Annotated in this window: 14 protein-coding genes; 13 read left to right on the forward strand and 1 reads right to left on the reverse strand. The window is 72.4% G+C overall.

Annotation, left to right across the window (positions count from 1 at the left end):
- Positions 1-91 precede the first annotated feature (91 nt).
- From rpoB to MRBLMI1_RS06570, 3 genes are all read left to right on the forward strand, one after another.
- On the forward strand, positions 92-3589 hold the full coding sequence (gene rpoB / locus MRBLMI1_RS06560) for a DNA-directed RNA polymerase subunit beta (RefSeq protein ID WP_367728564.1): 3498 nt from the start codon (positions 92-94) through the stop codon (positions 3587-3589).
- A gap of 41 nt (positions 3590-3630) precedes the next feature.
- Positions 3631-7506 (forward strand): DNA-directed RNA polymerase subunit beta', encoded by a 3876-nt coding sequence (rpoC, locus tag MRBLMI1_RS06565; protein ID WP_367728567.1) that lies wholly within the window; start codon positions 3631-3633, stop codon positions 7504-7506.
- 139 nt (positions 7507-7645) lie between these two features.
- A complete protein-coding gene (locus MRBLMI1_RS06570) occupies positions 7646-8254 on the forward strand; it encodes a hypothetical protein (RefSeq protein ID WP_367728569.1) in 609 nt (202 codons plus the stop codon).
- A 13-nt stretch (positions 8255-8267) separates the two neighbouring features.
- Here MRBLMI1_RS06570 and MRBLMI1_RS06575 read toward each other — a convergent pair whose 3' ends face one another.
- Positions 8268-8849, reverse strand: coding sequence for a hypothetical protein (locus MRBLMI1_RS06575; protein ID WP_367728571.1), 582 nt, complete (start codon positions 8847-8849; stop codon positions 8268-8270).
- Between the two features lie 152 nt (positions 8850-9001).
- Between MRBLMI1_RS06575 and MRBLMI1_RS06580 the strand changes: the two genes are divergently transcribed.
- The 10 genes from MRBLMI1_RS06580 to MRBLMI1_RS06625 all read left to right on the forward strand — a co-directional run bounded on the left by MRBLMI1_RS06580 (position 9002) and on the right by MRBLMI1_RS06625 (position 26021).
- On the forward strand, positions 9002-10105 hold the full coding sequence (locus MRBLMI1_RS06580) for an ABC transporter (RefSeq protein ID WP_367728572.1): 1104 nt from the start codon (positions 9002-9004) through the stop codon (positions 10103-10105).
- Positions 10106-10111: 6 nt separating this feature from the next.
- Entirely contained in the window at positions 10112-10588 is a 477-nt protein-coding gene (locus MRBLMI1_RS06585) for a hypothetical protein (protein ID WP_367728573.1), read from the forward strand.
- A 64-nt stretch (positions 10589-10652) separates the two neighbouring features.
- Complete coding sequence (locus tag MRBLMI1_RS06590; protein ID WP_367728575.1) at positions 10653-11315, forward strand: spermidine/putrescine ABC transporter substrate-binding protein; 663 nt, start codon at positions 10653-10655, stop codon at positions 11313-11315.
- A 105-nt stretch (positions 11316-11420) separates the two neighbouring features.
- On the forward strand, positions 11421-12554 hold the full coding sequence (locus MRBLMI1_RS06595; protein WP_367728577.1) for a serine/threonine-protein kinase: 1134 nt from the start codon (positions 11421-11423) through the stop codon (positions 12552-12554).
- Positions 12554-18475: an Ig-like domain-containing protein gene (locus MRBLMI1_RS06600; protein ID WP_367728581.1), complete on the forward strand. Its 5922-nt coding sequence runs from the start codon at positions 12554-12556 to the stop codon at positions 18473-18475. The genes MRBLMI1_RS06595 and MRBLMI1_RS06600 overlap by 1 nt, the downstream gene beginning before the upstream one ends.
- Before the next feature lie 42 nt (positions 18476-18517).
- On the forward strand, positions 18518-19483 hold the full coding sequence (locus tag MRBLMI1_RS06605) for an AAA family ATPase (protein ID WP_367728583.1): 966 nt from the start codon (positions 18518-18520) through the stop codon (positions 19481-19483).
- 73 nt (positions 19484-19556) lie between these two features.
- Complete coding sequence (locus MRBLMI1_RS06610) at positions 19557-20930, forward strand: DUF58 domain-containing protein (RefSeq protein ID WP_367728584.1); 1374 nt, start codon at positions 19557-19559, stop codon at positions 20928-20930.
- Positions 20927-23422 carry a DUF3488 and transglutaminase-like domain-containing protein gene (locus tag MRBLMI1_RS06615; protein WP_367728586.1) on the forward strand — a complete coding sequence of 832 codons (2496 nt, stop codon included), beginning with the start codon at positions 20927-20929 and terminating at the stop codon, positions 23420-23422. The genes MRBLMI1_RS06610 and MRBLMI1_RS06615 overlap by 4 nt, the downstream gene beginning before the upstream one ends.
- The gene (locus MRBLMI1_RS06620; RefSeq protein ID WP_367728588.1) at positions 23419-25035 is read left to right on the forward strand and encodes a DUF5684 domain-containing protein; all 1617 of its coding nucleotides are present in this window, start codon (positions 23419-23421) and stop codon (positions 25033-25035) included. Before MRBLMI1_RS06615 ends, MRBLMI1_RS06620 begins: the two co-directional genes overlap by 4 nt.
- A complete protein-coding gene (locus tag MRBLMI1_RS06625; protein WP_367728601.1) occupies positions 25032-26021 on the forward strand; it encodes a hypothetical protein in 990 nt (329 codons plus the stop codon). The genes MRBLMI1_RS06620 and MRBLMI1_RS06625 overlap by 4 nt, the downstream gene beginning before the upstream one ends.
- Positions 26022-26105 lie beyond the last annotated feature (84 nt).

A 26105-nucleotide genomic window follows, 5' to 3' on the forward strand; every position in this document is an offset into this window, starting at 1 on the left:
GTGCGACACGCAGGCTTCCGGGGTACGGGAGCACTCCACCTGACGACAAGGAATCACGAGCCCCTCGCCCGGGCTTCTGGAGGTTATTCCCTTGGCTGCTGCGAGCAACGCATCCACCACCACCACCCCCAAGAGCGGACGCGGCGCCTCGCGTCTTTCGTTCGCCAAGATCTCCGACAAGCTGACCGTCCCCGACCTGCTGGCCCTGCAGACGGAGTCGTTCGACTGGCTGGTCGGCAACGAGGCCTGGAAGGCGCGCGTCGCCGAGGCCCAGGCCGCCGGTCGCACCGACGTGCCCGAGATCAGCGGCCTCGAGGAGATCTTCGAGGAGATCTCCCCGATCGAGGACCTGAGCGAGACCATGCAGCTCTCGTTCACGAACCCCTACCTCGAGCCCGAGAAGTACTCCATCGAGGAGTGCAAGGAGCGCGGCAAGACGTACGCCGCCCCGCTCTACGTCGAGGCCGAGTTCATGAACCACCAGACCGGTGAGATCAAGACGCAGACGGTCTTCATGGGCGACTTCCCGCTTCAGACCGACAAGGGCACGTTCATCATCAACGGCACCGAGCGTGTCGTCGTGTCGCAGCTCGTGCGTTCGCCCGGCGTCTACTTCGACAAGACCCCGGACAAGACCTCCGACAAGGACATCGTCTCGGCGCGCGTCATCCCCTCGCGCGGTGCCTGGCTCGAGTTCGAGATCGACAAGCGCGACCAGGTCGGCGTCCGCATCGACCGCAAGCGCAAGCAGTCGGTCACCGTCTTCCTCAAGGCGCTCGGCCTGACCAGCGAGGACATCCTCGCCGAGTTCGCCGGGTTCGACTCCATCGAGGAGACGCTGTCCAAGGACACGATCCTCACCAAGGAGGACGCGCTCCGCGACATCTACCGCAAGCTGCGTCCGGGCGAGCAGGTCGCCGCCGAGGCCGCGCGCGCGCTGCTCGACAACTTCTACTTCAACCCGAAGCGCTACGACCTGGCCAAGGTGGGTCGCTACAAGATCAACCAGAAGCTGGGCGTCGACAAGCCGCTGTCGGACTCGGTGCTCACCGTCGACGACATCGTCGCGACGATCAAGTACCTCGTCCGCCTGCACCGCGGCGACTCGTCGTTCGACGGCGTGCGCGGCGGCCAGGCGGCAGACATCCGCCTCGACACCGACGACATCGACAACTTCGGCAACCGTCGCATCCGCGCGGTCGGCGAGCTCATCCAGAACCAGGTCCGCACCGGTCTGTCGCGCATGGAGCGCGTCGTCCGCGAGCGCATGACCACGCAGGACATCGAGGCGATCACGCCGCAGACCCTGATCAACGTCCGTCCCGTCGTGGCGGCGATCAAGGAGTTCTTCGGCACGTCGCAGCTGTCGCAGTTCATGGACCAGAACAACCCGCTCGCGGGCCTGACCCACAAGCGCCGCCTGTCGGCGCTGGGCCCCGGCGGTCTGTCGCGTGAGCGCGCCGGCGTCGAGGTCCGCGACGTCCACCCGTCGCACTACGGCCGCATGTGCCCGATCGAGACGCCGGAAGGCCCGAACATCGGTCTGATCGGCTCGCTCGCGTCGTTCGCGCGCATCAACGCGTTCGGCTTCATCGAGACGCCGTACCGCCGCGTCGTCGACGGTCGCGTGACCGACACGATCGACTACCTCACCGCCAGCGAGGAGAGCGACCACATCGTCGCCCAGGCCGGTGTCGCCCTCCAGGCCGACGGACACTTCGTCGAGGACCGCATCCTGGCCCGCCGCGGTCAGGGTGGCGAGGTCGACCTGTTCCCCGTCGACGAGATCGGCTACATGGACGTCTCGCCGCGCCAGATGGTGTCGGTGGCGACCTCGCTCATCCCGTTCCTCGAGCACGACGACGCCAACCGCGCCCTCATGGGTGCGAACATGCAGCGTCAGGCCGTGCCGCTGGTCCGCAGCGAGTCGCCCGTGGTCGGTACCGGTATGGAGGGCTTCGCCGCCATCGACGCCGGTGACGTCGTCACCGCCGAGAAGGCCGGTGTCGTCATCGAGGTCTCGGCCGACGTCGTGACCGTGCAGCTCGACGAGGGCGGCACGCAGGACTACTTCCTCCGCAAGTTCGACCGCTCGAACCAGGGCACCTCGTACAACCAGCGCGTGGTCGTCTCCGCGGGCGAGCGCGTCGAGGCCGGCGAGGTCATCGCCGACGGTCCCGCGACCGAGAACGGCGAGCTCGCGCTCGGCAAGAACCTCCTCGTGGCGTTCATGACCTGGGAGGGTCACAACTTCGAGGACGCGATCATCCTCAGCCAGGACCTCGTGAAGGACGACACGCTGTCGTCGATCCACATCGAGGAGTACGAGGTCGACGCGCGCGACACCAAGCTCGGCAAGGAGGAGATCACCCGTGACCTCCCCAACGTCAGCCCCGACCTGCTGAAGGACCTCGACGAGCGCGGCATCGTCCGCATCGGCGCCGAGGTTCGTCCCGGCGACATCCTCGTCGGCAAGGTCACGCCCAAGGGCGAGACCGAGCTGAGCGCCGAGGAGCGCCTGCTCCGCGCGATCTTCAACGAGAAGAGCCGCGAAGTCCGTGACACCTCGCTGAAGGTGCCCCACGGCGAGCAGGGCACGATCATCGCCGTCAAGGAGTTCAACGCCGAGGACGGCGACGACGAGCTCGGCTCCGGCGTGAACCGCCGCGTGGTCGTCTACATCGCCCAGAAGCGCAAGATCACCGAGGGCGACAAGCTCGCGGGACGCCACGGCAACAAGGGTGTCATCGCCAAGATCCTCCCGATCGAGGACATGCCCTTCCTGTCCGACGGCACGCCCGTCGACGTCGTGCTGAACCCGCTCGGCATCCCCGGTCGAATGAACTTCGGCCAGGTGCTCGAGCTCCACCTCGGGTGGATCGCCCAGCAGGGCTGGAAGGTCGAGGGCACCCCCGAGTGGGCCGCGAGCCTGCCCGAGGTCGCTCGCGAGGCGGCTCCCGGCACCAAGGTCGCGACCCCGGTGTTCGACGGTGCGTTCGAGGACGAGATCGCGGGTCTGCTCGACTCGACGATCCCGAACCGCGACGGCGACCGCCTGATCGACTCGACCGGAAAGACCCGTCTGTTCGACGGTCGCTCCGGCGAGCCCTTCCCGGCGCCCATCTCGGTCGGCTACATGTACATCCTGAAGCTGCACCACCTCGTCGACGACAAGATCCACGCACGCTCGACGGGCCCCTACTCGATGATCACCCAGCAGCCGCTCGGCGGTAAGGCCCAGTTCGGTGGCCAGCGCTTCGGTGAGATGGAGGTGTGGGCGCTCGAGGCCTACGGCGCCGCGTACGCGCTGCAGGAGCTCCTCACGATCAAGTCCGACGACATCCTCGGCCGCGTCAAGGTGTACGAGGCCATCGTCAAGGGCGAGAACATCCAGGAGCCCGGCATCCCCGAGTCGTTCAAGGTGCTCATGAAGGAGATGCAGTCGCTCTGCCTGAACGTCGAGGTCCTCTCGGCCGATGGCACGGCGGTCAACCTCCGCGACACCGACGATGACGCCTTCCGCGCTGCGGAAGAGCTCGGCATCAACATCTCCAGCCGCTTCGAGTCCTCGTCGATCGACGAGATCTGACCCGGCCAGGCAACGAACAGAATTCCGACACAGGAGAACCAGTGCTCGAATCAACCACTTTCGATCAGCTTCGTATCGGCCTGGCCACCGCCGACGACATCCGTCGTTGGTCCTTCGGCGAGGTCAAGAAGCCCGAGACGATCAACTACCGCACGCTGAAGCCCGAGAAGGACGGCCTCTTCGGAGAGCAGATCTTCGGACCCTCCCGCGACTGGGAGTGCGCCTGCGGCAAGTACAAGCGCGTCCGCTTCAAGGGCATCGTCTGCGAGCGCTGCGGCGTCGAGGTCACCAAGTCCTCGGTCCGCCGGGAGCGCATGGGCCACATCGAGCTCGCCGCGCCCGTCACCCACATCTGGTACTTCAAGGGCGTGCCCTCGCGCCTCGGCTACCTGCTGGACATGGCGCCGAAGGACCTCGAGAAGGTCATCTACTTCGCCGCCTACATGGTCATCTCGGTCGACGAGGATGCTCGTCACCGCGACCTGGCCACGCAGGAGAACAACATCCGTCTCGAGCTGAAGACGCTCGGCGACCGGCGCGACTCGCGCATCGCCGCCCGCCTCGCCAAGCTCGAGGAGGAGCTCGCCTCCCTGGAGGAGGAGGGCGCCAAGGCCGACCAGAAGAAGAAGGTCAAGGACGCCGCCGAGAAGGACATGACCTCGATCCGCAAGAACGCGGACGAGCAGATCGCCAAGCTCGAGCGCGTGTGGGAGGACTTCCGCACGCTCGAGGTCGGCGCCCTGAAGCCCGAGGACGACGTCTTTCACGAGCTGCAGGACCGCTTCGGTCAGTACTTCGAGGCCCACATGGGCGCGGAGTCGATCAAGCGTCGCCTCGAGACCTTCGACCTCGCCGCCGAGTCCGAGAACCTGCACCTGCAGATCTCGGAGGGCAAGGGCCAGCGCAAGATCCGCGCGATCAAGCGCCTGAAGGTCGTCAACTCGTTCCTGCAGACCGGCATGAGCCCGGCCTCCATGGTCCTCGACGTCGTCCCGGTGATCCCGCCGGAGCTGCGCCCGATGGTGCAGCTGGACGGTGGCCGCTTCGCGACCTCCGACCTGAACGACCTCTACCGTCGCGTGATCAACCGCAACAACCGCCTCCGTCGCCTGATCGACCTCGGTGCCCCCGAGATCATCGTCAACAACGAGAAGCGCATGCTGCAGGAGGCCGTCGACGCGCTGTTCGACAACGGCCGCCGCGGTCGCCCCGTCACCGGTACCGGCAACCGCGCCCTCAAGTCCCTGAGCGACATGCTCAAGGGAAAGCAGGGTCGCTTCCGCCAGAACCTGCTCGGCAAGCGCGTGGACTACTCGGGTCGTTCCGTCATCATCGTCGGACCCCAGCTCAAGCTGCACCAGTGCGGTCTGCCCAAGCAGATGGCGCTCGAGCTGTTCAAGCCGTTCGTCATCAAGCGCCTGATCGACCTGGGTCACTCCCAGAACATCAAGGCCGCCAAGCGCGCGGTCGAGCGCTACCGTCCCGAGGTCTGGGACGTGCTCGAGGAGATCATCCGCGAGCGCCCCGTGCTGCTGAACCGTGCGCCCACGCTGCACCGTCTCGGCATCCAGGCGTTCGAGCCCCAGCTCGTCGAGGGCAAGGCGATCCAGCTGCACCCGCTCGTCTGCGCGGCGTTCAACGCCGACTTCGACGGCGACCAGATGGCCGTCCACCTGCCGCTGTCGGTCGAGGCCCAGGCCGAGGCCCGCGTGCTCATGCTCGCGTCGAACAACATCCTCAAGCCGTCGGACGGCCGCCCGGTGACCCTGCCCTCGCAGGACATGATCATCGGTCTGCACCACCTCACCACCCTCAAGGAGGGTGCCGTGGGCGAGGGCCGTGCGTTCGGTTCGGTGGGCGAGGCGATCCTGGCCAAGGACGAGGGCACCCTCGACCTGCAGGCCAAGGCGCGCATCCGCATCCCCGGTCTGACCTTCCTCGAGGGTCAGGCTCCGGAGGGCTACGAGAAGCACGGTCTCGTCGACGCCTCGCTCGGCCAGGCGATCTTCAACGACACGCTCCCCAAGGGCTACCCGTTCGTGCGCGAGCAGGCGGACAAGGGCAAGCTGTCGCAGATCGTCAACAAGCTGGCGGAGGAGTACCCCAAGGTCGAGGTCGCGGCATCGCTCGACCGGATCAAGGACGCCGGCTTCTACTGGGCCACGCGCTCGGGTGTGACGGTCGCGCTGAGCGACATCCTCACGCCGCCGAACAAGGCCGAGATCGTCGCGGGCTACGAGAAGCAGGCTGCGAAGGTCCAGGGTCAGTACGAGAAGGGTCTCACCACCGACGCAGAGCGTCGTCAGGAGCTCATCAAGATCTGGACCGAGGCCACCGACGAGGTCCAGAAGGCGATGCGGGACAACTTCCCCGCCGACAACACCATCAACCGCATGGTCTCGTCGGGCGCCCGTGGTAACTGGCTGCAGATCCGCAACATCGCGGGTATGCGTGGTCTGGTGAACAACCCCAAGGGTGAGATCATCCCGCGTCCGATCATCTCCTCGTACCGCGAGGGTCTGTCGGTCGCCGAGTACTTCATCGCGACGCACGGTGCCCGTAAGGGTCTGGCCGACACGGCCCTCCGTACGGCCGACTCGGGGTACCTGACCCGTCGTCTGGTGGACGTCTCGCAGGACGTCATCATCCGCGAGGAGGACTGCGGCACGTCGAAGGGCCTCGAGCTCCCGATCGCCGCGGCCGACTCGTCCGGTTCGCTCGTCAAGGACGCCAACGTCGAGAACTCCGTGTTCGCCCGTACGCTGGCCACGGCCGCCGTCGACCCGCAGGGCACCGTCCTGGCGGAGGCCGGCGAGGACGTGGGCGACGTGCTCATCGACAAGCTGGTCGCCGGCGGCATCGAGTCCATCAAGGTCCGTTCGGTCCTGACGTGCGACTCGGCCGTGGGTGTCTGCGCGAAGTGCTACGGCCGTTCGCTGGCCACCGGCAAGATCGTCGACATCGGCGAGGCCGTCGGCATCATCGCGGCCCAGTCGATCGGTGAGCCCGGTACCCAGCTGACGATGCGTACCTTCCACACCGGTGGTTCCGCGTCGGCCGACGACATCACGCAGGGTCTGCCCCGCGTGCAGGAGCTGTTCGAGGCCCGTACCCCCAAGGGTGCGTCCCCGATCGCCGAGGCCGACGGTCGCATCACGATCGACGAGACCGAGAAGGCCAAGAAGGTCATCCTCACGCCCGACAACGGCGACGAGCCGGTGGTCTACCCCGTCCTGAAGCGTGCGACGCTCCTGGTCGAGGACGGCCAGCACGTCTCCGTCGGCGAGCCCCTCCAGGTCGGAACGCTCGACCCCAAGGAGGTCATGCGCGTGCAGGGTGCCCGCGAGGTGCAGAAGTACCTCGTGAACGGCGTCCAGGGCGTGTACCGCTCGCAGGGTGTGCCGATCCACGACAAGCACATCGAGGTCATCGTCCGACAGATGCTCCGCAAGGTCACCGTCGTCGACCACGGCGACACCGACCTGCTGCCCGGTGAGCTGGTGGACTTCAAGCGCTACCAGACCATCAACCGCGAGGCGGTCGGCGAGGGCAAGCGCCCCGCGTCGGGCCGTCCCGAGCTGATGGGTATCACGAAGGCGTCGCTCGCGACCGAGTCGTGGCTGTCGGCGGCATCGTTCCAGGAGACCACCCGCGTCCTGACGCAGGCGGCCATGGAGGGCAAGAGCGACCCGCTCGTCGGCCTCAAGGAGAACGTCATCATCGGAAAGCTCATCCCCGCCGGAACGGGACTTGCGAAGTACCGCAACGTCGCCGTCGAGGCGACGGAGGAGGCGAAGAGCGAGCGGTACCCCAACCGCATCTTCGCGTCCGACGGGGCGTACTCCGACGCCGACCTGAGCTACGTCGACTTCGACAGCTTCTCGACGGACGACTTCACGCCCGGCACGTACAACTGAGTGAGCATGGATGCCTCTGCCTGAGGCATCCATGATCGACACGAAGGCCCCCGGCTCCCGCCGGGGGCCTTCGTGCGTCCGGCGTGTCGAAGTGCGGTGCCGGAGGGGTGGTCGTCCTACCGTGGACGGGGAGGCACGGATGGCACGAGTGGGTGGACGCAGCGCCTGGATCGCGTGGCCGGCGGGGTTGTTCTGCCTGGCCGTCGTCGCCGGCCTGCTGTACCTCGCCGCCCCCGGCATCCCTCGGACCGTCTCGTTCATCGGGGACGCGCTGCGGGCCGGCACCTCGGCACCGGTCGCGGCGGGGGAGTCCTCCCTCCGCGACGAGCACGCGCCCGCCCAGGACTGCCGCAGCCTCTACACCCAGCCGATGTGGTCGACCCTGGTCTGGTCGCCCGGGGCGCTGCTGTCGCAGGTGCGCACTCCGCCCGTCTCGACTCCCGAGGCCGTCGCGGTCGCGCAGCCGGCCGTCGTGACGACCTGCCACTGGCGGGGCGCGGGCGACTCGTCCATCTCGACGACCGTCTCGACCGTCCCGCCGGAGGCCGCCCCCGCGATCCAGGCGACGCTCTCCGGTCAGGGCTTCGCTTGTCGCGTGGATGCCGCGACGATCCACTGCGAGCGGACGTCGGGCGTCGTGCACGAGGTCCACGACCTGCGCGGCGACCGGTGGGTCTCGAGCACCCTCACGGGGTGGGAGCCGGACGGCTACACCGGGGTGGTGGCATCCCGCGCCTTCGGCGACTGAGACCCGTCGCGCCTCAGCCGAAGATGCCGGCGATGACCCCGGCCGTGTAGCCCGTCGGGGCGAGGTTGGAGTACCGGGTGTCGATGAGGATGCCGTCGCGCCAGTAGAGGGTGCGTCCGTCGTTGACCGGGTACTGCGGGTTGATCCAGGTCTTCTCGCAGCGCGTACCCTCGTCGGGGGTGTAGCAGCTGAAGCCCTCGTCGGCGACGAGCTGATTGAGCATGTCGAGGGCGGGACCGCGGTCCTCGCGGCTGATCGTCGTGACCAGCCCGGTCGTGTCGGCCGCCGGGTCGCGCCAGATGCACACGAGCGAGCCGTCCGCCTGCGGACCCGACGGCCCGAGGGCGGGGTCGTTCAGCGGCACGGTGCGCAGCTGCGCCAGCACATCCTGCGGCAGCATCGCGCGACAGTCGCCCGGGATCCGCGCGGCGGCAGCGGTGGGGGTCGGGGATGCCGTCGGCGTGGGCGTGCGGGACTCGACGGGGGCCGCGGTGGGCGGTGCCGTCTCGTCCGCCGGGTCGGGGGCGCACCCGGTGAGCGCGAGCACGGCCGCGCACGCGAGGACGGCGAGGCGGGCGGAGCGACGCGCGGACATGTGCACACCATAGACGCGAGCGCCGACACGCGCGGCCCGACACGGCATCCCGGCGCGCACGGACACGGACACACGACGGCACGCCTCCCCGGCGCGATGGCAGGCGCGGGTTAGCCTGAGGCGCTAGAACCGCCCGCGTGAGGAGTATTCCGATGAGCGACCCCCAGTCGTACGGCAACCCCGTCGACGAGCCGAAGGACGAGCGAGGCGACGTCGTCGGCCGCGCCCACGAGGGCCTCGCCGACGCCGAGGCCGCCCGCCGGGACGCGGTCGACCCCGAGGCCGCCGCGGCCGCGTGGGACGAACGCGCGAACGAGGAGAAGCGCGAGAGCGCGACCCCCGTCGTGCACGACGCGTCGCCGCAGGAACCGCGCACCGAGACGCCGGCCCGCTCCTCGGTCGATCTGGACGACGAGGACGCCCGCTGGGCGGCCTACGCCGCGTCCGCCGAGCCCGAGGCCCACGACGACCGCGACGCGCGGGGCGACCACGCCGCGTCCGCACACGACGGCGCCGACCGCGACGTGCCGGCGGCCCGCGACGGCGTCTACGGCGCCGGTGCAGGTGCCGGCGTCGCCGCGGCGGCCGCGGCCGGTTCCGCGTCCGCCGACGACCGCACCGCCGTCTACGCGACTCCGCGGAACGACGACGCGTACGCCACCGAGCCGCAGCGTGCGTCGAGCGGTCCGCAGCCCATCTTCGTGCAGGCCCCGGAGGCTCCCCGCCCCAAGGGCAACCGCGGCGCGGCCGGGGCGATCGGCCTGCTGGCCGCGCTGGCCTTCGCCGTGCTCTACCTCGCGGCGATCCTCGGCTTCGGCCTGCTGAGCGGGGCGTACGACCTCGCCGGCGTGCCTCAGGCGGCCCTCGAGGCGCTCACCACGTGGGGCCTGTGGGTCCCGACGGTGGCCTTCTTCGTCGGGTTCTGGTTCCTGGGCGCGCTCATCAACCGCGGTCGGTGGGGACACTGGGTCATCTGGGGCCTCGTCGTCGGCGTCATCGCCTGGCTGGGCCACCTGCTCGGCGTCCTCTTCGCCGCGCCCTTCTGGATGATCACCGCCCGTGAGGGGCTCGTCCTCATGCGGGACAACTACCTTGCGCCTCTCGCGATCGTGGCGTTCGTCCTCGGACGCGAGCTGACCATCTGGTTCGGCGCCTGGGTGGCCGCCCGCGGCCGCCGCGTGACGGAGATCAACGCCGAGGCGCAGCGCGAATACGAGCGCACCCTCGAGGCCGGGCCTCAGCTCTCCCAGCGCTGAGCCGACATGAGTTCGCCATCGCGACCGGCGGGGGTCACCCCGCCGGTCGCCGTCGTTCTGGCCACGGTGTCGTTCGCGGCGCTGGCCATCGCGGCGCTGGGCGTCACGGCCCTCGTGCTGGACGCCGACGTCATCCCGGTCCGCGGACTGGGCGCGTTCCCGGGCGTCATCGGGATGCTGTGCGCGATCGGCGCCTTCGCCGGCGCGCTCGCGTGGGGTCTTCGAGCCGTCCCGCCGGGATATCTCACCGCGGTGCCGTGCGCGCTCGGCGCGTATCTCGGCGAGGTCTTCGGCATCCTCGTCGGCGCCCTGGTGACGGGGGCGGACCCGGCGCTCGGCGCCGCCGCCGCGGGGTCCGTCGCGCTCGGATGGCCCGGGGCGGTCATCGCGGCGGCGGCGCTCCTGGCCGGCGCGTTCGGCGTCCTCCTCGTGCGCACGCCCACCGATCGCGCGCACTGGTCGTGGGAGTCGGAGGACGACTGACTCCGGCGGACGCGCGGGCCGTGGCATCCGGAGCTTTCCGGGCGTGTCGGGCTAGCGTAGAGACGTGGAGCGGTCGCTCGAGACCCAGGTCGGCCATGCGGTCGACGCCTGGCTGAGGTGGTTGCCCCGGTGGGAGCCGGCGCATCATCGTGGCCGCATCGCGCCCTGCCGCCGGTGCTTCGGTTCTCCGGTGCTGTCCGCAGCGGGTCTGGGCGCCGACGTCCCCCACGGCGTGCAGCACGGGCTGTCGACGCGCCTCAAGGGCATCGTCGACCTCGCCGTCGCGGACTACACGGCCCGCAACCTCCCGATGCTGCAGTCCGAGCTCGACCAGCAGGCGGAGCGCAACCGCCGGCGCGCGTACCGTCCGGCCGAGGGTCTGGAACCGGAGTTCGAGGGGATGCCGCTCGACCCGGAGCCCGAGCCCGGGGCGCCGTTCCTCTTCACCCTGACGGGACTGGCCGCCGAGGAGGACGCGTCGATCCCCGCCCTCCCCCCGCTGAGCGACGAGGCGAAGGCGGCGCTCCGCCAGGAGGTCGGCCTCGCCGACGACTACGCCAACATGATCGGGCGCGAGGTCTGCACGATCCTGCTGCACCATCGCCTGCGGATCCAGGCGGCGGTGGCCGAGTACGTGGAGCCGCAGGTGGCCGCGATGCTCGACGACCTCGCCCGGTCGCTGGACGCGCCGTTCGATCCCCGGGACACCGGCTCCGAGGCATCCTGAGCCTGTGGATGACGACGAGGCGGCCGCACGCGGTTTTGTTAGCATTGCCGGGTTGTCCGCGGCCCGACGAGGTGTGCGGGGAGTGTGACCGGGGAAAGGGGCACGATGCCGCAGCGCCTGCCCTCCGCGCCCCCCATCCTCCCCGGGCTGGCGTACATCCGACCGCTCGGGTCGGGCGGCTTCGCCGACGTCTTCCTCTACGGGCAGGACATGCCGCGCCGCGACGTCGCGGTCAAGGTGCTGCCGAGCGACGTGCGCGACCCGGACCTGCTGCGCATGTTCAATGCCGAGGCGGACGTGCTGGCGCACCTGTCCGCGCACCCGTCCATCGTGACCGTGTACCAGGCGGGCATCTCGGCTGACGGCAGGCCCTACATCGTCATGGAGTTCTGCCCCGGCTCGCTCGCCCAGCGGTACCGGGTCGAGCGGATCCCCGTGCCCGAGGTGCTGTCCATCGGCGTGCGCATGGCGGGGGCCCTCGAGTCCGCCCACCACGCCGGCCTCGTGCACCGCGACGTCAAGCCGAGCAACATCCTCGTGACCACCTTCGGGGCGCCGGTACTCGCCGACTTCGGGATCTCGTCCTCGCTCGTGCGGCAGGGCGCCGACGAGATGCTGGCCATGTCGGTGCCGTGGAGCGCGCCGGAGGTGATCTCGGAGCAGACCGCGGGGACCATCGCCAGCGAGGTCTGGAGCCTGGGGGCGACCGTCTACTCGCTGCTCGCGGGCCAGAGCCCGTTCGAGCGGCGGGAGCGCGGGCAGAACTCGCGCGAGCAGCTGCGTCGCCGCATCGCCCGCGCCAGCTACACCGACATCGCCCGCACCGACGTGCCCCCGTCCCTGCAGGCCGTGCTGGCGCGCGCGATGGCCCGCGCCCCGCAGGACCGCTACGCCAGCGCCCGCGAGCTCGGGGAGGCGCTGCAGCAGGTGCAGGCCGAGTTGCAGCTCGCATCGACGCCGCTCGAAGTGCCCGCCGCCCCGTGGACCCCGCAGGTCGGCACGGTCGACTTCTCGGACGGGACCCTGCGCGGCCCCGCCCGGTCGCGGATCGAGCGCGACAGGTCGCGCAAGTTCCGCGACTCCTCCGGCGTGCGGGGCCTCGCGCGGGACGAGGACACCGACATCTCGGCCCCCGGGCCGTCGCTGCATCGGTCGGTGCCGTGGGTCCTCGGGGCCCTCGCCGCGGTGGCCGCGGGCGCGGTCCTCGTGGCCGCGCTGTTCGCGACGGGGGTGCTGTGATGCGCCGTCGCACCATCGCCGGTCTGGCGGCGAGCATCGCCGCGGCCGCGCTCGTGGTCACCGCCTCCGTCGTCTGGCCGGGGCTCGACGCCCAGGAGACGCCCGAGGTCGACACGTCGGTGTGGGCGCTGCAGACCGGCGACGGCCAGCGCTACGCGCGCGTCAACACGACCGTCGGCGAGCTGGACACGGTACGCACGGTCGGCAATCCGACGCAGGTCGCGCAGGCCGGCGACGGCGCGTACCTCTTCACCGACAGCTTCAGCAAGCTCGCCCGCATCGACGAGGCGCAGCCGATCGACCTGGAGCAGGAGCAGCTCGACGACGCGCCGGACAGCCCGTCCGGGACGACCTCGGTGGTCACCGCGGGGGACTTCGTCGTCTACCGCACCGACACCGGCGTGCTGCACCTCGGGCGGTTGAGCGAGGCCGGTCGGACGCCGCCGGAGTTCGACCCGTTCGGCACCGCGGGCGACGAGGACGCCCCCTCCTACACGGCGGACGCCGTCGCGCTGGACTCCCGAGGGATGCTCTTCTCCTACTCGGCGGCGGACGGCTCGGTCGTGAGGTACGACCTCGACGCCGACGAGCTGCGCGGACGCGACGCGCTCGACGTGGACGCGGCCGCGCCGGCGCTGTCCGCGGCCGGTGACGACTGGGTCCTCCTCGACGCCGAGGACGGCCGGGTGTGGACGCGCGGCGGGGCGCAGACCACGATCGAGACGACCGAGCAGCTGGTGGTCGGCGAGCCCGACCCGACGGGGAGCGCGGTCTACGTGGCCGACGAGCAGTCGCTGTGGAGCATCTCGGTCGACGGGGAGGCGCGGCCGGAGGTCGGCGGCGCGGCGAGCGTCCGCGGGCAGCCCGCGCGTCCGATCGTGCACGACGGCGTCGTCTACGCGGCCTGGCTGCTCCCGGGCGAGGCGAGCGGCACGCTCTGGAGCTCCGTCGCGGGGGAGACCGGTCTCGACTACGCCGGGGCGACCCTGCCCGACCAGCGGCGCCCCGTCTTCGTCGCGACCGAGAACGCCGTCATCCTGAACGAGACGCGCACGGGATGGGTCTGGACCGTCCCGGACGGCCGGCTCGTCTCCTCGAGCCAGAGCTGGTCGCTCGACGACCAGACCCAGGATGCCGCCGTGCAGAGCGAGGAGCAGCTCAACGTCGTCCTCGACCCGAAGCCGCCGATCGCCGAGCCGGACGCGTTCGGTGTGCGCCCCGGGCGCCTCGCGACCCTGCCGGTCCTGCTGAACGACCACGACCCGAACGAGGACGTCCTCAGCATCGTCGGCGAGAGCGTCACGGGACTGGACCCCGGCTTCGGCTCCTTGTCCATCACCGACGACGGGCAGCGTCTCGCCGTCCGCGTCGCCCCCGACGCCACGGGGACCGCGACCTTCCAGTACGCCGTCACCGACGGCACGGCGGCGGACGGGCTGCTGTCCGCCCCGACCACCGTCTCCCTCACGGTCTCTCCGTCCGAGGCCAACAGCGCCCCCGTGTGGTGCGGCGTCGACCAGTGCCTGCAGCCCTGGCCCGTCCCCGAGGTGGCCCGCGGCGGCACCGTCACCGTGCCGGTGCTCCCCGGCTGGGTCGACCCCGACGGCGACCCCCTGCTGCTGCTGTCGGTCCAGAACCCGTCCGGCATCGGCAGCGTCGCCTCCACGCCCGCCGGCGAGGTCGTCTACCAGCACGCCGACGACGGCTCCGGCGGCGATCAGACCGTGCAGCTCGACGTCACCGTGGCCGACACCGCCGGCGCGACGACCGTCAAGCCGCTGCTCATCCGCGTCGCGCCCGACCCGGCGCTGGCCGTCCAGTCCTTCGCCGTGGTCGACACCGCCGGCTCGGGTCTGACCGTCGACGTCGGCCCGCACGTGACGGGCACGGCGGGCAGCGTCACGCTGTCGTCGGTGCGGGTCGTCGACGACGCCCGTGCGCTGGCGACCGTGGTCGGCGGCAGCACCACGTTCGACTTCGCGGCGAACGACCCGGGCGTCTATCGCGTCGACTTCACCGTGAGCGGAGGAGGACGGGATGCCACGGGCACGGCCCGCATCACGCTCCTCGCCGCCGACGCCCCGCCGCAGCTGTCGACCTCGCCCGTCGTCGCGTTCGTCCGCCCGCAGGAGGACGCCACGCTGGACGTCTTCACCGCCGTGTCGAACCCCACCGGGCGCGTGCTGCTCCTGAGCGACGTCGAGGCGACCGCCGAGGAGGGCGCGTCCCTCACGGTCGACACGGTCGGGCAGAACGACCTCCGCGTGTCGGGGACGACCGCGACCGGCGAGGCGGGGCTGCTGGGCACCGTCGGCTACACCGTCAGCGACGGCACGGACGACGAGGGCGCACGCGTGGCGGGGGAGGCCACCGTGTATCTGCTCCCGCCGGCCCCGGAGATCGCGCCCATCGCCGTCGACGACACGGTCGTCGTGCGCGCAGGCGCCCAGGTCGACATCCCGGTGCTCGACAACGACATCTCCCCGGCGGGCGGGCGCCCGACCCTCGACCCGGCGACCGTGCAGGCCAGCCCGGCCTCGGACGGTCTCGCCTTCGCCTCCGGCGGGGTCCTGCGCTACCTGGCCCCCACGACCGCCGGCGCGTACGAGGTGACCTACCGCGTCTCGACGACCGGCACCCCGTCGCTGTGGGACGAGGCGACCGTCCGCATCACCGTCCTGGGCTCCGAGTCCAACCGCGCGCCCCTGCCGGACACGCTCGAGGGCCGCGTGCTCAGCGGCGGCACCACGAGCATCGACTTCGACGGCTTCGCGACGGACCCGGACGGCGACGCGGTCGTCCTGGACCGCATCGTCAGCCAGCCGGACCGCGGCACCGCGGCGATCTCCGCCGACGGCTCCGCCATCGTGTACACCTCGATCGCGGGTGACCGAGGGCAGGTCTCCTTCCGCTACCGCGTCGCCGACAGCTCCGGCGCGACGGGGGAGGGCACCGTGCGGATCGGCGTCCTGGATGCCGAGGCCAACCCGAGCCCGGTCACCTTCACCGACTACGTGCAGGTGCAGGCGGGCGCGGAGAGCACGATCCGGGTGAGCCCGCTCGCGAACGACGTCGACCCGACGCAGGGTCGCCTCCAGCTCACGGCCGTGCGCCCGGACCTGCCCGAGACGCTCGTCGACGGCAGCGACAATCCCGAGTACGACCGCCAGAACGCGCTGATCGCCGACGTCGGCACGACGGGCGTGGTCCTGCGGGCCGGAGAACTGCCCGGCACGATGTCGTTCCTCTACGACGTGGAGTCCTCGTCGGGCAACACCGGCCGCGGCCTGGTGGTGGTCAAGGTCGTGCGCGAGCCCGTCCCGGACTACCCCGTCGTCGCGGACACGGTGCTCACGGCCGAGGACCGCGAGGACTTCACCACCGGGGTGGACGTGCTGGAGGGCAAGGCCACCTGGTCCGGCGGCGAGGTGAGCGACCTGCAGGTGTCGCTCTGGGGCCAGCCCACGGGCGTCGCCGTGGACGGGCGACGTCTGAGCGGCGAGCTGCCCGCGACCCGTCGCATCATCCCGTTCGAGGTCAGCGGAACCGCCGGCGGCGAGACGATCACGACGTACGCGTTCCTCCGCGTCCCGGGGGACGACGACCTCACGCTCGCCCTGCGGCCCGGTGCGGCGCAGCAGGTCGACGAGCTGGCGTCGGTCGAGTTCGACATGGCATCCCTCGTCGCCATCCCGCGGCGCGCGACGCTCGAGGTCGGTCCCGAGGTCGCGTCCACCGGGGCCCGGGCCGAGGGGCGCTGCTCCGTGAGCGGCTCGACGGTGCGGTACGACGCCGGGGCCGGGTCGCCCTACACGGACGCCTGCCAGGTGCCGGTCCGCCTTGCCGGGACCGAGGAGTGGACGCTGCTGTCGGTGCCGGTCGGCATCGTCGCGCGCAACCCGCAGCCCGAGCTGCGGCCGGGCTCGGTCACGGTCGGCCCGGGGGAGACCACGACCTTCGACCTGCGCAACATGACCTCGTGGCAGCTGGGGCGCGAGGACTGGGCCGGCATCGCGTACGCGCTGGACTACAGCGGATCGGCGTTCCAGGTCGCCCTCGAAGGGTCCACCGTCCGGATCACGGGCTCCGACCGCGCGGTGCCCGGCTCCGAGAACGCCGCCGTCATCGGGGTGACCAGCCACGCCGCGGTGACCCCGGCCCGCCTCCTCCTGCGCGTGGGGGCCGCGCCCTCGACCCTGCCCCAGGGCGGGTCGACGGCGCAGCAGTGCTCGCAGGCGGGAGGCTCGAGCTGCACGATCGACGTGGTCGGCGCCGGCGGCGAGGTCAACCCGCTGCCCGGCACGCCGCTCGAGGTCGTCGCCGTCCGTCCGACCGGCGCGTGCACAGGCGTGGGCTTCTCCGTCGCCGACAGCTCGAGCATCCTCGCGTCGTGGTCCTCCGACGCCCCGGGCGCCACGTGCAGCGCGAGCGTCACCCTGCGCGACGCGCAGGGGCGCACGACGGCGGCGACGCGCGACGCCCGGGTCGTCCTCGACCTGCTCGGCTACCCCCGCGGGCCGGCCAGCGTCCGTCAGACCGCCTACGGCGACGGCTCCGTGACCCTCCGCGTCGACCCGGGCGAGGCCCGTGCCGCCTACCCGGGGCTGTCCGGCTTCGTGGTGCGCACGGGCGGGCAGACGGTCGCGCAGTGCAGCGCGGACGGGTCCTGCCCCCTCATCTCCGCCCCCAACGGCGAGCAGCGCGAGTACGTCGTCACCGCGGTCAACGGGGTGGGCGAGTCGCGCGCCGCCGCCCGGACCACGGCGTGGGCGTACAACCCGCCGCCGACGCCGACCAATGTGTCGTGGACCCCGGTCCAGACGCGGGACGGCCAGGGCAACCTGATCGACATCGAGATCCGGGGAGTGGATGCCACTCAGGTCGGGTCCCTCGAGATCGTCAGCGCCGCGGGCGACCGCCAGACCGTCGACGTCCGACGCGGGCAGGACACGGTCCGCGTCAACGGCTTCCGGGTCGGCAGCAACGCCCCCACCACCGTCACGGTCATCCCCGCCTCGCGCTTCACCGCCCCGCCGGGCCTCGGCGGCGCCGCTCCCGGGCAGGGGTACAGCTTCTCGGCCCACGGCGTCGGGGCGCCCGTCAACCCGGTCCTGACCCTCACGTCACGGTCCACCGGCAACGACCGCTCCACCGTCATCGCGGACGCCGCGGCCGGACAGAACGGCGCCGACTCGGAGGTGCGCTTCGGCATCACCGACGGCTTCCGCTGCACGACGAGCGCCGACGGGCAGCACCGCGAGTTCCCGAACGTCGCCGACGGCGAGGTGTACGAGTACCGGATGTGCGCCGAGTCCTTCTACCAGGGCCGCTCCTTCGGCTCGGTGGAGGCGACCGCCCAGATCGACGTGGCGCAGGACACGTCCGCCCCGACCGGGTACACGTTCTCCGTGGACCGCGCCCCGGTCGTGGAGGGCAGCACGGCCCGCTGGCGGATCACCGAGATCAAGACGGGCAGCGAGCCGCCCCGTCGCAACGACGTCAAGTACGAGAACTTCGACGGCGGGCGCTCGACCGTCTTCGGCAGCGACCCCGGCATCCGCGTGTACTTCGAGCACGAGCGCACCGGCAAGCAGTCGCAGCGCGGGGCCGTGAAGCCGGCCTCCGGCAGTGCGCCGTACCAGGTGCAGGCGTCGGCCGAGCTCTCCTCCTGCACGGTCGGGCAGCAGGTCGAGGCCACCTGGTCGTCCAGCAACGGCGCCGCGGCCGGCACCGCCGACTACTCCGGCGTCGTCTACCGCGACGCATCCGGCGCACGGGTGGACCCCGGCGAGACCCCCCGCACCGTCCCCGCCGGGACCGCGACGGTCTCGGGCATCCGCGTGACGATCGACTGGTCCGCCCAGGGATGGGGCCTCTCGAACGCCGTTCTCCCGGTCTCCGGCTCATGCCGTGCCGGCTGATCCCGTCCCCTCCTCTCCCCCACACCGAAGGACACGCACCGCATGACGATCACCCAGGAGCAGGCCACCTGGTTCGCCCAGACCTTCTCGCAGATCGCCGACAACGTCGAGCGCGCCGTGCTCGGCAAGCGCCACGTGGTCGAGCTCGTGCTCACCGCGATGCTCAGCGACGGCCACGTCCTCCTCGAGGACGTCCCGGGGACGGGCAAGACCTCGCTCGCGCGCGCCGTCGCGCAGTCGGTGCAGGGGACGAACACCCGCATCCAGTTCACGCCCGACCTGCTCCCGGGCGACATCACCGGCATCACGGTCTACGACCAGCAGACCGGGAAGTTCGAGTTCCACGCGGGCCCCATCTTCGCGAACATCGTGCTCGCCGACGAGATCAACCGCGCGAGCCCGAAGACCCAGGCCGCGCTCCTGGAGGTCATGGAGGAGGGACGCGTCACCATCGACGGCGTCTCCCGTGAGGTCGGCGTGCCCTTCCTCGTGCTCGCGACGCAGAACCCCGTCGAGCAGGCCGGCACGTATCGGCTGCCCGAGGCGCAGCTGGACCGCTTCCTCCTGCGCACCTCCCTCGGCTACCCCGACCACGCGGCGACGGTCCGCATCCTCGACGGCGTCGCCGTGGCGACCGGCGACTTGCGCCCGATCATCACGCCGCAGGCCCTCGTCGGCATGGCCGACCTCGCCGCGAACGTCTACGTCGACGCCCTCGTGCTCGACTACATCGCCCGACTCGTGGACGCCACGCGGTCGGCGGACGAGGTGCGCCTGGGCGTCAGCATCCGCGGGGCGCTCGCCCTCACGCGCGCGACGCGCGCCCGCGCCGCCTCCCAGGGACGCACCTACGCGACCCCGGACGACGTGAAGGCCCTGGCCGTGCCCGTCCTCTCGCACCGCCTGATCCTGCACCCGGAGGCGGAGTTCGACGGCGTGACGCAGGAGGCGGTCGTGGGCCAGGTCCTGCTCGACACGCTGCCCCCCACGCAGCGCGAAAGCGCATGAGACGCCTCGCCGGCGGCATCCATCCCGGTCCCGGCCCGGCGGCCGTGACCGCCTCAGGCGTGCGGATGCCGCGATGACCGACCTCCGCACCGAGTCCCGCCTCACCCGCACCTCGGCGGGCACCATGGCCACGGGGTCGCGCACATCGATCACCTCCACGTCGTCGCGTCGGCAGCGCCGTCTCGTGCGCGCGATCGTCCGGGCGGCCGAGATCTGGCGCGTCGTCGTCGCCGCCGTGGTCGCCGCGGTGCGGTGGGCGGGACGGACGGTCCGGCCGGCGGGGGCGCTCGTCGCAGTCGCCGCGACCGCGGGGCTGCTGCTGGGCGTGGCCTTCGGCTGGATCGAGTGGATGGTCGCGGGCGCGGTGTCGCTCGCGCTGCTCGTCATGAGCGTGCCGTTCCTGTTCGGCGCCCGGGCCTACGACGTCGACCTGGCGCTCACGCACGAGCGCGTGGTCGCCGGTCAGGGGGTCACCGGTGCGCTCGTCGTCCGCAACGAGGGCTCCCGCCTCGCCCTTCCGGGGCGGCTGGACATCCCCGTCGGCCGCGGTCTCGTCGAGTTCGGCGTTCCGCTGCTGCGTCCGGGGCAGAGCGTCTCCGAGCCGCTCGAGGTGCCCGCGCTTCCGCGCGGGATCGTCCGCGTGGGACCCGTCACCACCGTCCGCAGCGACCCCCTGGGGCTCCTGCGGCGCGAGCACGCGTTCGACGACGTGCACGACCTGTACGTGCACCCCCGCACGGTGGGGCTGCCGTCCACCAGCGCCGGGCTGATCCGCGACCTGGAGGGCAACGCCACGCGGCGGCTCGTCGACGCGGACATGTCTTTCCACGCCATCCGCGAGTACGTGCCGGGGGACTCCCGCCGGCAGATCCACTGGAAGTCCACCGCCAAGACGGGGCGCCTGATGGTGCGTCAGTACGAGGAGTCCCGCCGGTCGCGCATGGCGGTCGTCCTGGGCGCCGCCGACGCCGAGTTCCTCGACGGCGACGAGTACGAGCTCGCTGTGAGCGCCGCCGCGTCGCTGGGCCTCCGCGCGGTCCAGGACGCCCGCGATGTCGCGGTCGTGACCGGCTCCGAGATCCCGCGCGTGGTGAGGGGCCGTCTGCGGGCCGTCCGGAACGTCGCGACGGTGACCCCCCGCGCCATGCTCGACGGGTTCAGCGCCCTGGAGCGTTTCGAGAACACGATGGCGGTCGAGGACGTCTGCCGGCTGACCTCCGAGGCGAACGAGCGCCTGTCCATCGCGTTCGTCGTCACCGGATCCCTCGTCCCCGTCGCGCGGCTGCGGCAGGCCGCGCTCGCCTTCCCCGCCGACACGGCCGTGGCCGCGGTGGTGTGCGACGAGCGGGCCCACCCGCGCATGCAGGCGGTGTCGGGCCTGACGGTTCTGACCATCGGAACCCTCGACGACCTCGCGGGACTGCTCGTGCGCGGAGCGACGTCGTGAGCGCGGGACGCCGCGACGCCGCGGCGCGTCGGCGGGTCGTCTCCGGCGCGCTCTACACCGCGGCCGCCGTGGCCCTCGCCGCGGTGGCGGCCTGGCCGGTCTACGCGGGCGGCGCGTTCCTCGTCCTGGCGGCCGTCTCCGCCGTCGTCGCCGGGGCCGTGACGGCGGTCGCCGGCTGGCGGCGGTGGAGCGGGTGGACCGTGGCCGCGACCCTCGGCGGCGCGTTCGTCCTGCTGGCGGTGCCGCTCGCCGTGCCCTCGCGGCTCGGCGGTCCGGCGGAGATCCTCCGCGGGCTCGGGGAGGCGCTCGCGGGCCTCGTGCTGGCCTGGAAGGACCTCGTCACCGTCGACCTCCCGGTCGGCACGTACCGCAACCTCCTGATCCCGGCGCTCGTGGTGTTCCTCGTCGGGACGGCCCTCACCCTGCGCCTGTCGTGGCGCACCGACCGGCTCGCCGTCGCGGCGGTGGTGCCGGGTCTGGCCATGTCGGGCTTCGGCCTGTTCTTCGGTCGGACCTCGACGAGCGCCCCGCTGACGATCGGTCCGGTCACCGTCCCCGCTCCCGTCGAGACCGCGACGGGTCTGCTGGCGCTGGTCACCGCGATGCTGTGGCTCGCCTGGCGCGCGCACGACGAACGCGTGCGCGCCCTCGACCGTGCGGCCGAGAGCGGCCCCGTGCCGACGACGCGCCGCTCGTCGCCCGCGGACCGCCGTCGCACGGCCCTCGGCGCGGCGATGCTCGCCGTCGCCGTCGTCGCCGCGGTCGCGGTCGTGCCCGCCGCCGCGCGGGACGCCGACCGCCAGGTCCTGCGCGCGGCCACCGGCCCGGAGCGTCAGATCGCCGCCGCGGTGAGTCCGCTGGCGGAGTACCGCGCGATGTTCTCCGACGAGCGAGCCGACGAGGTGCTCTTCACCGTGACCGGGGACGACGGCGTCCTGCCGGAGCGGATCCGCGTCGCGACGCTCGACGCCTACGACGGCGAGGTCTTCCGCGCGTCGGGCGCCGAGAGCGGGCGTTTCGTGCGCGTGCCCTCCCGGATCGATCCGGGGGAGGGGCGCGAGGTCGACGTGCGGGTGCTCATCGACGCATGGGACGGGATCTGGATGCCGACGGCGGGCAGCCTCGCCCGGGTGCGGTTCGACGGCGAGCGGCAGACGCTCCTCGCGGACAGCTTCTACTACAGCGCCGGGGCGCAGGCCGGCGTCCAGACGGCCGACGGCGGTCTGGAGCCGGGCGACGGCTACGTCCTCTCGGCGGTCGAGCCCGCGACGACGGACCTGGCCGCACTCGAGGCGCCCGGGGCCGGCGACGCGACGCGCGGGGGCGACAACCTGCGTCGTTGGGTGGAGGAGCACGCGACCGGCGAGGGCGGCGCGGCACTGGACGCGCTCGTGCGACTGCTGCGCGACCGCGGATACCTCAGCCACGGCCTGCTGCCGGCCGAGGGCGCGCCGGCCCCCGCGTGGACCGCCGAGCTCCCCGGGTACCAGCTGCAGCCCAGCGCGTCGGGACACTCCCTCGCCCGCATCGACCTGATGTTCTCGCGGCTCCTGGAGCGCGAGGGCGACGCCCGCGCCGAGACCACCGGCAACTACGTGGCCGCGGTCGGCGACGACGAGCAGTTCTCCGTCGCGGCGGCGCTGATCGCGCGCGAGCTCGGCTTCCCGTCCCGCGTCGTGGTGGGTGCGCGGCTGACGTCCCCCGATCCCGGTGTCAGCACGTGCACCGACGGCGTCTGCCGTGCGCAGGACCTGACGGCATGGACCGAGGTCCGCGGCGTCGACGGACGATGGATGCCGCTCGACGTCACGCCGCAGTGGGAGCAGTCGCCGAGCCTCGAGGTCACCGAGCAGCGGGATCCCGAGATCGTCACCGAGGTGCGGCCCGACACGGTGGAGGAGGTCGTCCCGCCCGACCCCGTCCAGGAGGACAACGGTCTCGACGACGACCCGCGCGCCGACGACGGCGTCGACCTCGCCTGGCTGTGGCCCGTCCTGCGTGCCGCGGGACTCTCGCTGCTCGTCCTGCTCGTCCTGTTCGGCCCGTCCCTCGCGATCGTCCTCGCCAAGGTCCTGCGGCGTCGCGGCCGGCGCCGCGACCCGAACCCCCGCGCCGCGATCGCCGGAGGGTGGGACGAGTACGTCGACGCCGGAGTGGACGCCGGACGGGTCGTGCCGCGCGCGCCGACCCGCCGCGAGGTGGCGACGGCGTTCGCGACGTCGTCGGGGGAGCGGCTCGCGGAGGACGCCGACCGTGCCGTCTTCTCGCCCGCGACGGTGACCGCCGACGAGGTGGAGCGCTTCTGGCGCATCGTCGAGGCGGATCGGCGTGAGCTGCTCCGTCAGCGCGGCTTCTGGCGACGGCTCCGCGCGGCCGTATCGTTGAGATCGTTCGTGCGGCTCCTGGCTCCGCGCCCGTCTCGGCGCGCAGCTCCGCACCGGGACGAGAGGGGGAGGCGCCGGACCGACGATCGGTCGCGCCGCAGCACATGAACGATTCGACCTCGGTGGTCCTCGGACTGCTGACCCTCGTGCTCATCGTCATCCTGTACGTCTGGGTGGGGCTCGCGCTCGCGGCCCTCTTCCGCAAGACCGGCGAGGACGCCTGGAAGGCCTGGGTGCCGGTCCTGAACACCGCGACGCTGCTGCGCGTCGGCGGCTTCTCGCCGTGGTTGGTCCTCATCAACCTCGTGCCGTTCTTCGGCCTCATCGCCTTCGCCGTCATCTGGGTGATCGTGCTGCACCGTGTCTCGACCGCCTTCGGCGCGGGCGGCGGCATGACCGTCCTGGGCGTGGTGCTGTTCCCGGTGTGGGCGAGCATCCTCGGCTTCGGCTCCGCCCGCTGGGAGGGCCCGTCCGGGACGGCTGGGGACCTCGACCCCGCCCGCCGGCGGCAGGACCTCGACGGTCCCTACGTCCCGCTCATCGGCGGATGGATCCCGGATGCCGCCCCCGAGGGCCCCGCGACGCCGATCGGCTCCGCGTCGGGTCCCCGCCATGAGCCGTCCCCGCTCTCCGAGCCGGTGGCGCTCCCCTTCGCCGCGCCGTCCGGCTCGCTGTCCGACGCGGTCCCCGGCCCGGTGGACTGGGCGCCGCCCGCGCGCACCGTCGAGGACGACCCCGCTCCGCCCACCTCCGTCTTCGCGGCGCTCGACGCGATGCGCGACAGTGCGCCCGCGGACGAGGGCGTCGGTCGCCGCGCGGACTCGTCCCGTTCGGCGACGCGCGACGAGAACGCGTCCGCCGCCCCCGTCGCGGCCCCGGCCGACGACGGCCCGGCGACGTCCGCGCCCGCCGACCTCGATGCGGGGGATCTCGACCACGACCGGCCCGAGCTGATCTCGGCCGCTCCGCTCGTCGACGCGCCCGTCCGGCGCGGGAACCCCTCGTCAGGTGAGACCCCCGCCGTCGTCGCCCCCTCCGCCGTCGCCCCCGACGCCGCGCCGGAAGAGCCGCAGACGCGCGACGACGCGTCCGACGCCCCGTGGGCGGACGTGCCGCGCCGAGGGGAGGGCACTCCCGTCGCTCCCATCGGCAGCGTTCCGCTGACCCGTCCGGCGCCGCCCTCGGACCCGACCCCGACCGTCGACGACGACCTGCACGACGACTTCCCCGAGCCGTCCGAGGCGGTGTCGGCGGTGGTCGGCGCGCCGGACGCGGGGGCGCCGCGCTCCGCCCGGACATCGGTCTCCGCGCTCTACACGCAGCCGGAGGTGCCCGGCGAGGACGACTTCGAGGCCATGGACCGCACCGTGGTCGCGCGTCGTCGTCGCATCCCGTGGCGGCTCGTGCCGCCGAACGGCACCGCGGTCGACATCACCTCGACCGTCGTGATCCTCGGCCGTCGCCCGTCCCCGGATCCCGCCTACCCCGACGCGCAGCTCGTCGCGATCTCGGACGAGACGCGCACGGTCTCGAAGACGCACGCGCGTCTCGAGCTGCGATCGGACACCTGGTACGTCACCGACCTCGGGTCCACGAACGGCGTCCTGTTCGCCACCCTCATGGGGACCGAGGTCGAGGCGCCTCCCGGCGAGGAGATCGAGGCGGGCGAGCGCTTCTTCCTCGGCGACGCGGAGGTCCGCCTGTCGCGGAGCGAGGCGTGACCAGCGCGGACGGGCCCGACGACGTCGACGACGTCACCCTCTGGGCCGGCCGTCTCCGTCCGTGGCCGGCGGTCCCGGCTTCGGTCGACGTCGCCCCGGACGACGACGCTGTGGACGAAGCGACGGTGCGCTCGCGCCCGCCGATGGGCGTCCCCGACGAGGAGACGGTGCGCTCGCGCCCGCGCGCGGACGTGCCCGACGAGGAGACGGTGCGCTCGCGCCCGCGCGCGGAGGTGCCGGCCGACGATGCGGGGGAGTCGCGCCCGCTCGCGCCGCCGGACCTGCCCGACGAGGTGACCGTGCGCTCGCAGCCCCGCCCGTCGGTCGACGGGCCGGAGGAGGAGACGGTGCGGTCGCGCCCGCGCCCGACCGTCCCGACCGGCGACTCGGGGGAGTCGAGCCCCGCGGGGGAGGACGAGGACCCGCTCGACGCGACGGCTGTCGTCAGTCGGTCCTCGCGTCCCGCCGACGACGACGACACGACGACGGGCCCCCGGGCATCCGGTGCTGCCGTTCTCGACGACACGACGACGGGTGCCCGCACCCGGCGGACCCGGGCCGCGGCCCTCGACGACGTCGCGGACGCCGCGGTGGGTACGCGTCGCGCGGAGGGCCGGGATGAGACGGAACGGCGGACCCGCCCCGGGGACGTGCGCACCGCCGGTCCCGCGGCCGCGCCCGACCCCCCGCCGGGGACGCGGGCCGCTCTCCGGCGGGCCGAGCCCGATCCCGTCCTCGGCGACCTCGCGCGGCGGTCGGCGCGGACGCCCGACCCGCTGGACCGCGACACGTACGGGCCTCGGGACGACGGGGCCATCCGCGTCGAGCGTCGCGCGGTCCCCGTCCGTGCCGCGGGCGCGGGCGACGCCGGCGCCGTCCGGCCGCGCTCCGGACGCCGGGGCGCGGTGGTGCTCCTCCTCGTCGCCGCCGGGGTGCTGCTCGCCGTGACGGCGGCCGCGATCGCCGTCGCCGTCCTCGCGTTCTGAGCCGTCCCGGGCGGCATCCAGGATCCTCCCACCCGGAGTGGCGCCGGACGTTTGCCGCCCCGCGGAAACGCGCGTATCATTGAG

Origin of the sequence: Microbacterium sp. LMI1-1-1.1, from assembly GCF_040815675.1 — a bacterium.
In the GTDB taxonomy this organism is placed as follows: Bacteria; Actinomycetota; Actinomycetes; order Actinomycetales; family Microbacteriaceae; genus Microbacterium.